An 11,313-nucleotide genomic window follows, 5' to 3' on the forward strand; every position below is an offset into this window, starting at 1 on the left:
ATCCCCTCAGGGAAATCCCTATGATATACTATCGTCACTCTCGCCCCCCCTTCAGGCAAAAACATCATCACTTGCGACGCCAATTGGAAAACAAAATGCCGCCGCTACCCTGATACTATTTAAAGAGCCCCGTATAACTTGTTGACTTGCATCTTACTTTCCCTAACCCATGGTTGCGAGACCGCTGTTCTACGAGCTCAAGGATTTCTTCTACGAAAAAGTGAAAAAAAGCTTTCCTGACATTAATTAAAAGTTTAAGCATCAATGCAATCAGGGGCTTATCTAGCAAATTATAGGAAAGTAAATTCAGGGTTCTTAAGTAGCGCAAACTCCATAATGACCGGGAGGGGAAAATGGAAACGTCTGAAAGAACTGTTCAGCCCACTATAAAAAGTTGCACAGCAGAGTGGCTGATCGAAACAGATCACGACGGTATAAAGTCGGGGCAAGCTGAAGATGTTGAGATACATAATGTTACGATGGAAGGCGGCCTGGTAGAAACACACATCGAAGTGTTAAATCTCAGTGCCGGATTGGCGATCACGCGTGGCATACATACATTTGATCCTTCAATCCAGCAGGAAAGTATCCCTTTAGCCAGAGTCCAGACCGCCTTTGAAGCCCCTGCTCTAGTCATTCAAGCCGCCAACTCCGGTTCCATCAAAGTGGAAGAGAAAAGTGTCGACAAAACGTTACATTTTGACACATCGAGAAACCTTTTCCACTTTGTGAGACAACTGGATTTTATACCAGTTCTAAGTACAAATGAGACCATTTCCGTAACAGTCTTGAAAATGGAAAAAGCGAATCTTGAAGCCTTGATCGGTAAGCCCCTAACTCAGAAACTACTCCATGCATTACAGCTTTCCAGAGCCCCTGAAGCGCGATCGATGCTTATTCCTCAACATATATCCAATGTACTCTACAAGAGTATAAGCGGGGATGTTCGGGGGGATATGAAGAAGTTATTTGTTCAGAGCCATATTTTGGAATACCTATGCATACTGGGGAGTTTCCTTCTCTCCCGGTTCGACCAAAACTGCGATATTCACCAAGCTGATGACGTCGTACGGGAGCTGCATGCGGAATTAATCAATTGTGAGGGGAAAATTCCCAGCCTTACTGAATTGGCCCAAAAATACCACACGTCAGCTAAAACCTTGAATGAGCAATTTAAGCAAACTTACGGTCAACCAATTTATAGCTATTTTAATGATCGCAGACTAAATGAAGCACATATTGCACTTGCACAGACACCACTCCCTATGAAGGTTCTGTCCGCCCGGTTGGGATACTCTCATGTGAACCATTTTATCAACGCGTTCACGAAAAAGTTCGGATACTCTCCCGGCACTTTAAGATAGCAATAGGGTGAAACTTACGGCCTTGCAACTAGAGAAAACTTGCTACTTGCAGTCAGATTTCCAACAAAGCGAATTGAAATATCTCATGCGTTCACATCACCCAATATAAAATCCGTCCTGAAACCAAATCCGAGTAAAGCGCCGTCATCTTTAGACCTCATTAAGAGTGAGTGTTACTCGCACATGGGGCGGAATTTTACACCTTTGTATCAACAAAAATGCTTCAGAGAAGGGGGAAGTAAAAGTGATTTGTATATTTTCGTTCAGTTTGGCAGCAGTTGCCATTTTCATAGGGTCTTTGCATTTACATGCATCGGAGTCTTACTCGCTTTACACTCTGAAGTATAAAGCTTGTACACAACGCGTGGAGAGATCATTTAACAAGTTCACAATAGTGGATGATTTCCCCTCCCTTGCTCGAACAGGCCATCAGTCTATTCCGGCGATCGAGTCAAACAGGGCGCGGTCCTGCATTGATAGGTCTACTGACTTCTCTTCAACGGCTACGCCGATAGTCGGTCATGCAAGGAAAAGAGCGATAACACACCCTCTCCCATCCTGCACTGGCACGTGCGCCATATCTTTTACTGAAGCGCATTATGAGGAGAATGCTCTTGCAGTGCTCAGCGAGGAATCTCATGCGGATCATCGAAAACGGCACGCCATAGAACTTGAAGAAATAGTAGTTACAGTTGACAAACTCGAGGAAGGCGTCATGGCCACACCCTTCGCAGTAACCGCACTGCAAAGTGACCATTTATTCAGATCGGGTGTGGATAGCCTTCAGGAACTGCGTACTATTGTATCCAGCATACAATTTTCCAAGAATTCTGGTGCCAACATAATTTCTATTCGCGGGATCGGCGCCGAACTTCTCAACATCGGCGCCGAACCGGGTGTGACTGTTAATCAGGACGGAGTTCCTCTGTCCAGTCCCAACTTTTATGACATTGACTTTCTGGACGTGGAGCATGTGGAGATCCTTCGTGGACCTCAAGGAACGGTCAATGGCCGGAATGCTACTGGTGGAGCAATCAACATTTACTCGAAACGCCCAACGAATGAGTTTGAAGCCGGTGCAAAACTTTCACTTGGTAACTATAATCATATCGGACTGGAAGGATATATTAGCGGACCGATTTTGCATAACAAGGTTCGAGGCCGCCTGGCGATCAAAAGCGACCGGGCCGACGGATGGTTGCATAACAGTTTTCTCAACAAAGACATCGCCACAAAAGACAGGATACAATTACGCGGAATATTGGAAACAAACCTGTCGGATACCCTGGAGACGACGCTGATAGTTGGCATAATAACTGACAACTCTGTGAAACAGGGAACTTTCGAACTGGGACGTATCCGGCCTGACGTACCTTCTCTGGGAGAATTTTATGGAGTTAAGGAAGTTGACCCGGACAAACTCATTCTTGAAGCTGATCAAATCAGTTCAGGAAACAAGAAACAAGTTTATAGTTCCCTGGGTTTGAGGTGGGCAATCTCTCCATCTATCTCATTGCTCTCCACCACCTCCTATATTGACCTGAACGACAAAAACTCTCTGGATACAGATGGAACTCGCCTCAGCGTTACACAATTTCCCGAATTAAACTACGACGTCTGGCAATTATCACAAGAGTTAACCCTGTCAACAAATCTAACCGATAGACTGGACCTTATAATGGGGGGACTTTACTTACGCCAGAATGCCAGAGAACCAATACACTTTGTGTCTGAGCTTGTTCTAGGACTAGCTCCCGGACTTTTTATTGATACTCCAGAAAATAACCTGTCATCCTACTCCGCATATGCACAACTTAGATATCAGCTAACCGATAAGTTTCAACTCTCGGCCGGCGTTCGCTACACTTACGATTGGAAAAGTACAAAGGAAGCAATTACGCGTCGTGATGAAAACGCTTCCTTCAGCGCCTGGACTCCCCGGTTTGCTGTAGATTATACAGCAACAGAAATGATAACGCTGTATGGCAGCATCTCAAAAGGTTTTAAATCAGGCGGATTCAACACATTCCAGTTGACCTTTGGCCCCTACCAACCGGAAACCGTCTGGAGTTATGAAGTAGGAAGCAAATTGAAACTTTTTGACAACCGGATCTTTATGTCGGCTGCCGCCTTCTATGCAGACTACACAGGAATCCAGCAACATGTTTTTGGCCTCGACGGCAGCTTCTTGCCAACGGTTCTCAACGCCGGAAAGGCAGAAATAAAGGGAATTGAAATCGAAATAAATGCCCTTGTGACCGATAATTTCCGTCTTGATTTTGCCGGTTCTTACTTGAATGCAAAACTAACGGAATTAAGAACAGCTGACACAATCTTTCCAGAATTGGGAAAAACCAACCCTGCCACCGGTCTTAACATCCAGAACCTCTCCGGCAATATGTTACCGCGATCACCTGAATTCAAAGTATCAATGTCAGGAGAATATTCCCACTCCCTGAACGATGATCTGACAGCTACACTGCGTGTTGAGTATACATGGCAAGATAAAGTCTATTTTTCGGTTTTCAATCATGAGGGAACCTCACAGGGAGCATACGGGCTGCTGAATCTTTATGCATCCCTTGAAAGCGAGGATAGTCGCTGGGTGCTGAGTGCATCGGCGCAGAATCTATTGGACCAAAGATATCTTAGTAATGCTATGGATATCAGTCCAGGTACTACTCTATTTCCTCGTCGCCAGATCAACTTCGGCGAACCTCGCATGTACCAGCTGACCCTAGCATTCAAGTTGTAGACAAGCCTGAAAGGAAAGTGGAAGCAGAGTTAAGGTCAATCCTAAATGGATATATTAGAGTTTTTCCCGGTATAACGCCCTCTGAGGGCAAGTGAATACTCCCTCTATTCAACTCGATTGACTGCATAGTTAAAGAACTGATGACAATGACGGGCCCCAATAGGAGACAAAGAAAATTCTATCAAACATTGGATCGACAGCAAGCAATTGCATTCTACTGCGATACTCCGTGAATTAATCTTCGCCATTCTTCTGCGCCCGTATCCAGCTACCATAATTCTTCCCCAAATTCTGTCTCCGTGCGGCGCTTCCACTTTGGCATAGTAACATGGTTCCCATGCGATATACCTGTTCGCTTCAGAACCACCAACCAAGTTAAAAAGAGAATTTTCAAGTCCACAAGAAAGCTGTAATGATCGACATACCAGACATCTAGAATAAATTTTTGCTCCCAACTTATGGCGTTACGCCCATTAACCTGAGCCCAACCACTAATGCCTGGTCTGACTTCATGACGACGCATCTGTTCACTAGAATACCGAGTGGCATATTCTGCGATTAATGGCCGTGGACCGATCAGTGCCATATCTCCACGCATAACATTCCAGAGTTGAGGATATTCATCAATGCTCCAATCTCGCAAAAATCTGCCTAACCGGGTTAAACGGTGCTGCTCTTCCAGCAAATGACCCTTTTCGTCCCGCTCATCTGTCATGGTACGAAATTTGTATATTACAAATGTAACACCGTCCAAACCAAGTCGTTCCTGCTTGAAGAAAATAGGAGATCCCAGCTTGATCCGAACAACAATCGCGACAAGCAACAACACTGGAAAAAAGGTAACTGAAAGCAAGACGGCCCCGATTAGATCAAGGAATCTTTTTCCATATCTTCTATACGCTGAACCCCGCAACACATCCACCCCTGTCTTCCAAGTAGTAATTGGGTTACCTCATTACAATCATAGTTCTGCAATCTTCAAATTTCAGAAGTTGAAATATAGTAGAAGTTGCTAACTTTCTGCAGCCTCGGGTCCTAGTGGTGTTTTTCCCTCGGTTTGATTGTTGCCGCTAAATTCAAGCTCCCACATTTTGCCTGTTTCATTGACAACACAGCAGTGTGTAAATTTTACACCTCATTTCCCAAGCATCAAGAATTGCAAACTACGAAATTGGACAATTCTCTACGCCAGAAAGAAGCAAATACCTATGAGTATGGAAGACCAATCACAGAAAACGCATGTCCTCGGCAGCTCTTCTCTCTCACCCACTTTGCCGCCCTTCCCAAGTTTCTCTATCTTCAGGTTCTTCGTCATGATTATCGGGAAGCCGCCAGCAAGTAATTCCCTGTTTGTAGAACAGTTTTGCCTTTGATATAGGATACATTTTGGCTTGAAGCATACTGTGTTACTTGAACTCTCCTTCCACTTCAAAAAACTCAGCCTGCATGAACTTGTCTCAAAAAAAGCAGGCAAGGAAAGCCTTGGGGTAATGGCATGCTTGTCTCCTTCAACAAGAACTACCTTCGCGACCTGGTGATCAAAGATCGCTTTCGGCAATGAGACTCTCATCGCCAACTAAATAGGCAGAGCTCCGCCACCGAGATCCAGGGTGCCGATCTGAATCTCGGCGGCACCAAAAGGTGATGACACCGGAAATGATGAACGTAGCAACCAAGATAGTTCTGATGATGACTCCTCAGCGCAATGATTTGCCCCTGCTTATTTGATGCGTTGTCTATTTATTCAGATTTTTGCGGCGAATAATCAGTAACAGTCCGATAATAGCCAGTGAAAGCGTCGGAGGTAAAGAAATCCTTATAATATGCAAAATCATTTCATATGTGTCAGACAGACCATCTTCATAAACGATGCTAAGCACGATTTCATAGCTGCCAGCGCCCATAAACAGCTCCGGATTGTCCTTGATCACATCACTCAGAACAAGTGGATTGCTGCTGTCGCCGATATTCAGTTCTTCACCGTCTAGAATCCAGCGGATATCGAACAATTCCGGTTCTACCTGTTGCAGAAGAAGCTCGTTTTCCTGCCGCCCGGCAAACAGGTCACACAGGGAGATTTCGTTCAGGGTTGAACCGCAACCGTTAAGGTCAAAATCATCGCCCAGGTAGATAGTCTGCTCTGGAATCGCATTTGCCTCAAGTTTATAATCACCCGTACTGGCAGCCGTATCTGTATCTATTACGATAACTCTAACACCACCTCCGCTGCTAAAGGCCTCGACCGGACTGGCGTTAGAGCCAAGGCCGGAACGGGTATTGGGATTGGTAAAGAATTGTGCGATGGTCTTGGCGGTAAAGTCATTACCAAACGGTCTTGTATGACCCGGACCACCAGCGGCCGGAGCGACATCATTCAGGAAGGCCAGCAATTGCTCATTGAGCTGGTTTTCAAATTCCTCCAGGCTCGTCGGACTGATGACAATGCTGACGATATAGGTTTCTTCGTTGCCAAGTTTTTCAAAAGAGAGACGTACCGGTTCGCCATTGGTCTGGATCAGGGAAGTGATTAGCCAACCTTCTGGCTCTCCTTCTTTGCCGAACGTTACGGGAACCAGAGGTGTTTCGCCATCCATTTCGCCCGGACGGCTTTCAAGCACGATACCGCGGGAAGTTAGTTTTGCCTGACGCTTGCTGCTGCCGGCGCCGACATCAACAACCCGGAGTTCATTGCCGTTAAAGCCGAATTTTCGGCCAAAGGGATAAGCCAGCCTGCCTCCAGAGGGGAGGGTTGTGGTGACCACATACAGGCGGTAAGTACCAGCTTCCACATCTGTGGTGCCGAATTTATTCACATTGAGAACACCGTCCTTGATGAAATCATTCTCAGGGCTGGCTTCCAAGGCGACCAAGCCTTTGCCGCTGATCAGGTTGCTTTTCGGGCCAACACGCATAAAGCCGCGATGCGGCGTTTTGCCGTCGGGACCAAAGTCCCAACCGTAATCCCCGGCCGTCAGGCCGAAATCAGACAGAGAGGTAAAGGGCATGGCATAAGCAGAAGTGGCGGAGCGTGCCGCTGCGTCAATGACTCTCCGCGCTGCCTGTTCAAGTGCTGCACTATCCAGCGGCATCTTGCCCAGTGCGCTCAGCATTTCTGAGGCACGTTCCCCGATCTCCTCCGGAACGCCGTCCTTTTTGTCAAAAAAGTCCTGCAAGAGCTGGAGTGCTTCATCGGATCCGTCAATTGCGGCAGCCAGCGCATCGTCAAGAGTGATGGCCTTAACAGCTTTGCTGTCTTTCGGGAAAACAGGCGAGGGAGCCTCTTTGTCGTAGAGCGGTCCTTGCGGTATCAGAGCGGATTTGCGGATTGGTATAACCGTGCCATTTTTGTCAACAGGGGCAATCGGCTCACTGTCTTTTTCCTCAGGTTTTTTGAGGAGATTGTCGACGGTTTTCTCGAAAGTGCCGTCTTCGACGATAACAAACGGTTCGACCTGTTTCTTGACAGCTTCGCGTGTGGAATCTGTGTCAACAAAATCGTAATAGATCCAGGCTCCAAGTGTAACTGTTCCGACTGCTGCCAAGAGTTTTAGTTTTGCTTTCATTCGCGTTCACTACTCTTAGACATTTTTACTCCGAATAAAGGACTATCGTATGTTGATACCCGAAACTGTAGTAGTCGACTACTTCAGTTGAAATTAATTAAGGGGGTGAGATCATATTCATGTTTTAAGAGGAAACTAAAGTGTTTCAACTGTGACCTTGCCCCATCAGTATGTGTTGTCCAATGAATTTGATGGCAATCATGAATTTATTCGCCGTCACCTAAAGTCCCAAGTGTCACATTTTAATGCTTCCTCAACTTTTCAACAAACTGCTCTGCACGCTCGGGGAACTACGTAACGCCCGGCCCTACAACACACGCAAGAAATCCCCGTTGGCCCCTGAATTGATCGCTAGGTCAATCAAGTGACCTGCTTCATAGAGCAAGTCTGTGATCTCTAGATAGTCGTCATCTGAATACTCTCAATAAACATCACCTAAGCCATTTCTGCACTTCCAGTTTTCGAATGCAATACAGGCTTCCTTATTGGGTAGAAGATTGTCTTTATTCCGTATAAAAAACACGGCATCACAACCTTGATCCTCTCCGGCCTTCTTAGGTGTGGATGCCGCAAGGGTATCTATTTTGCCGCCTGCCTTGGGTATTTCGGCTGCTACACACAGCTTGACAAAGGGGCGCATAGCCGCCTGGCCTTGAATAAGCGCTTCTCTTACCGCAGAGGCTGCTATCAACGACCCGGCTGTAAGGACAGGGGCAATTCCCAGGGTAACTCGCATGGGACTGCCGGATCAGGATCTGGCGGATATCCTTGTCTGTGAGGGAAGCTTGGTTGTTGGTCTCACCGGCAAATGCAGTCGCAGGAGTGAAACATACTGCCAGAGCGATTATCCAGCTTTTCATAGTACTATCACCCCTCTTACGGACACAAGGATGATAAACGCTGAACATATGAGCGTGAGGAAATGTCGCGTTGTCTTTCTCCCAAGCAGAATATTCCCAAAGATATGCAACTATTCGCCCCCATTATACATGCCTATTTATGAGTAGTGCTTTGAGTTGAACCAATCTTCAATCAGTGGTATGGAAACCCCATTTTTCTAAACATAAATGCCCCTATCGATCCCTTAGCTGGTTGAACAACTTCTTACAGAAAGTGGTTTTCTTAATTAGGCTCCAAACATGAATTTGTCATGTTTTTACCTCTAAAAACTTGAAACATTTTTATGAATATGCTTATATCGATAAAGTAAGGAGCAAGAAATGAGTATTGCAAAAGAAGTTGAGAAATTTGTTGAAAGATATCCTGCTGGTCAGATTTTTGACTATCAGGCCGTTCCTGCATATGCTGAATCTTCTTCCGCAGTGATTAAGGCCTTTAGTCGTCTTGTCGCTGAGAGAAAACTCGAACGCTTTTCCAAAGGTAAGTTCTATGTTCCTAAAAAGGGGATTCTTGGAAAAGCCAAGCCAACCGATAACGATCTTATTAAATCTGTTTTGTATAAGTCAGGCAAGCGTAAAGGCTATATCACAGGTCTCGCTTTATATAATCAGCTCGGCTTAACCACGCAGATGCCGAGCACGATTACGATTGCTTATGCCGGCGGAAAACAGATTAGAGACTTTGGCACGATCAGGATCAAAACAATCCCTACGCGCGCTCCCATTTCCGAGAAGAATGTGCTCTATCTTCAGTATCTAGATGTACTGAAGGATATTAAGAAGGTGTCAGATTCAGACCTTGATACATCCCTGATGATCATGAAGAAGAAGCTCAACAGCCTTAAGCGGACTGAAAAGAAGAAGCTCATCGAATTTGCAGAGGATTATTATAACCCTCAAGTTTGGGCGCTTATTGGTTTGTTGCTAGAGGGTGTTGCAAAGAAGTGGAAGCAAGAGCTCAAGAGCTATCTAAACCCAACAACAACTTATAAGCTTCATCTAGATGAGAATAAGTGGCCAGATGCAAAAGACTGGAACATCTATTAATGAAACTCCATGAAGATGAAGAAGCGTTTCAAGAACTGATTGTGGCCACGGCCCAACATATCGGCCTGCCTGAGGTTCATGTTGAAAAAGACTATTGGGTGACGAAGGCGCTTAAAAACTTGTCAGAGTCTGACTACGCGCGAGATGCCGTTTTTAAAGGCGGTACATCCCTCTCCAAAGCCTATCGTCTCATTGACCGTTTCTCAGAAGATATAGATCTGGCAATCTTCTCCGAAGGGAGATCACGGGGTCAGTAAACGAAGCTTTTGAAGAAGATTGAAACAACGGTCTCTGAAGGGCTGGAAGCCATTGAAGATGAGCGTATTAAAAAAGGCGAGAAATACAGGAAAACGGTCTATGCCTATCCGCGTTACGGTGCGGGTGGTGAGTATGGCCAGGCGAGTAACGATCTTCTTGTAGAAGTGAATAATTTCACGAATCCAGAACCCGCAAACGAAATGCAGCTACAAACTCTTGTCGCTGAAATGCTCGCTACGAGTGATCGGGATGATTTGATCAAACAATTTGATCTAGTCCCCTTCCCCGTATTGGTTCTCTCCGTGCGGAGAACGCTTGTCGAGAAGATATTAGGAGCTGTAAAAGATAGCTATCACGATGACCCCGCCGCCCAGCTATCCAAGCGCATTCGCCACCTTTATGATATTTGCCTCATTCTAAGAGAGGTTGAACATAGCGACTTTTTAGGCTCAGAGGATTTTGCGAGCTTATGTGAAAGTTGTATCGCTGATGAGCGTGTTCTTTTTGAAGATACAGCCCCGCTGTTTGATATTCCGCTGGGTGAAGCACCCTTATTTTCAAATTTCGAAGATTGGCGTCCATCTATTGAGGCAATTTACAACACTGAATTTCAGAAGTCTTGTATATCGTGACCTCCCACATATGAATGAGATAGCAGCAACTATTCAGGTCACTCGAGGATCGTTATAGCTTATCAAAGGGGTTCGCGAGAGAAGAGGGAAACACTTCGGGCTACTTCAACATCAATGAGGCAAAAGTTACGTCTATTTCTTCAATTTCAAATCTTTCGTTCATTTTTGCAGTCCCCCTTGCCAAGTAATCCAATTGTCTAAAACTCGAATTATACTGTTTTCTTTTTGACATCGGTGGTCTCCATAATTGAGACCAGAAAACACTTTTCTGCAGCTTATGTCACTGTCCAATTTCCAGGGACTAGCTCAATGTTACTACAGGATGCACTTTCTTCTATCACGCTTCTATCACGCGAATATTTCGTCTTATTTTATATAAGATGGCCATAATAATACACCTAAAGTAAATTATTTACTAAATAAAAGTGCCCTTTGTGATCTAACAACAGTAGATTTCTGTATTAAATTGAGTTAAAAAGTCACATACATAACTATGATGTATAACAGTCTCGCATAACTAGCACATATTGTGTTGGGAATGGTGGGGCGTCTGAGTGGGGGAGTGTTTTTATGTTTATGTATCCCGTAGAGTTTTCAGATCTTAAACACGATGTTCATAAGGAGCTGTTTCAATATTGGAACAAGATTAGGGGCACTCGATCTATGCCACGCCGGAAGGATTTCGAGCCGACAGAGGTGCCAAATGTGTTGAAACATATCCTCATGGTGAATGTAGAGCAAGCTACAGGTCGGTATCTGATCCGGCTGCTTGGATCGGAAACAGTACAAGCCTTG

7 protein-coding genes and 1 pseudogene are annotated in these 11,313 nt (G+C 45.3%); 5 read left to right on the top strand and 3 right to left on the bottom strand.

Features of this window, described 5'->3' with window-relative positions; genetic code table 11:
• Window positions 1-353 precede the first annotated feature (353 nt).
• Both FIV46_RS09500 and FIV46_RS09505 read left to right on the top strand, forming a co-directional pair.
• Entirely contained in the window at window positions 354-1,364 is a 1,011-nt protein-coding gene (locus FIV46_RS09500) for a helix-turn-helix transcriptional regulator (RefSeq protein ID WP_139940693.1), read from the top strand.
• A 715-nt stretch (window positions 1,365-2,079) separates the two neighbouring features.
• Complete coding sequence (locus FIV46_RS09505) at window positions 2,080-4,119, top strand: TonB-dependent receptor (RefSeq protein WP_219846056.1); 2,040 nt, start codon at window positions 2,080-2,082, stop codon at window positions 4,117-4,119.
• A 268-nt stretch (window positions 4,120-4,387) separates the two neighbouring features.
• On the opposite strand, the gene FIV46_RS09510 is transcribed toward FIV46_RS09505, so the two are convergent.
• From FIV46_RS09510 to FIV46_RS18460, 3 genes are all read right to left on the bottom strand, one after another.
• Complete coding sequence (locus FIV46_RS09510; RefSeq protein WP_139940700.1) at window positions 4,388-5,032, bottom strand: sugar transferase; 645 nt, start codon at window positions 5,030-5,032, stop codon at window positions 4,388-4,390.
• 823 nt (window positions 5,033-5,855) lie between these two features.
• Complete coding sequence (locus FIV46_RS09515; protein WP_139940695.1) at window positions 5,856-7,682, bottom strand: hypothetical protein; 1,827 nt, start codon at window positions 7,680-7,682, stop codon at window positions 5,856-5,858.
• A 421-nt stretch (window positions 7,683-8,103) separates the two neighbouring features.
• Window positions 8,104-8,418, bottom strand: a complete 315-nt coding sequence (locus FIV46_RS18460) for a hypothetical protein (RefSeq protein WP_181163165.1) — start codon at window positions 8,416-8,418, stop codon at window positions 8,104-8,106.
• A 484-nt stretch (window positions 8,419-8,902) separates the two neighbouring features.
• Between FIV46_RS18460 and FIV46_RS09525 the strand changes: the two genes are divergently transcribed.
• From FIV46_RS09525 to FIV46_RS18465, 3 genes and pseudogenes are all read left to right on the top strand, one after another.
• Window positions 8,903-9,628: a DUF6088 family protein gene (locus tag FIV46_RS09525; RefSeq protein WP_139940696.1), complete on the top strand. Its 726-nt coding sequence runs from the start codon at window positions 8,903-8,905 to the stop codon at window positions 9,626-9,628.
• Window positions 9,628-10,518: pseudogene (locus FIV46_RS09535) on the top strand (nucleotidyl transferase AbiEii/AbiGii toxin family protein). The gene FIV46_RS09525 and the pseudogene FIV46_RS09535 overlap by 1 nt, the downstream one beginning before the upstream one ends.
• A gap of 576 nt (window positions 10,519-11,094) precedes the next feature.
• On the top strand, window positions 11,095-11,313 hold a 219-nt coding region (locus tag FIV46_RS18465; protein WP_425458935.1), incomplete at its 3' end, for a PAS domain-containing protein.

The sequence above is a fragment of the Emcibacter nanhaiensis genome (genome assembly GCF_006385175.1).
In the GTDB taxonomy this organism is placed as follows: Bacteria; Pseudomonadota; Alphaproteobacteria; order Sphingomonadales; family Emcibacteraceae; genus Emcibacter; species Emcibacter nanhaiensis.

Bases quoted from the DNA above. Each gene is read 5' to 3' on its own strand.
- FIV46_RS09500 (WP_139940693.1), top strand. From the start codon at position 354: ATGGAAACGTCTGAAAGAACTGTTCAGCCCACTATAAAAAGTTGCACA.
- FIV46_RS09505 (WP_219846056.1), top strand. From the start codon at position 2,080: ATGGCCACACCCTTCGCAGTAACCGCACTGCAAAGTGACCATTTATTC.
- FIV46_RS09515 (WP_139940695.1), bottom strand. From the start codon at position 7,682: ATGAAAGCAAAACTAAAACTCTTGGCAGCAGTCGGAACAGTTACACTT.
- FIV46_RS18460 (WP_181163165.1), bottom strand. From the start codon at position 8,418: ATGCGAGTTACCCTGGGAATTGCCCCTGTCCTTACAGCCGGGTCGTTG.
- FIV46_RS09525 (WP_139940696.1), top strand. From the start codon at position 8,903: ATGAGTATTGCAAAAGAAGTTGAGAAATTTGTTGAAAGATATCCTGCT.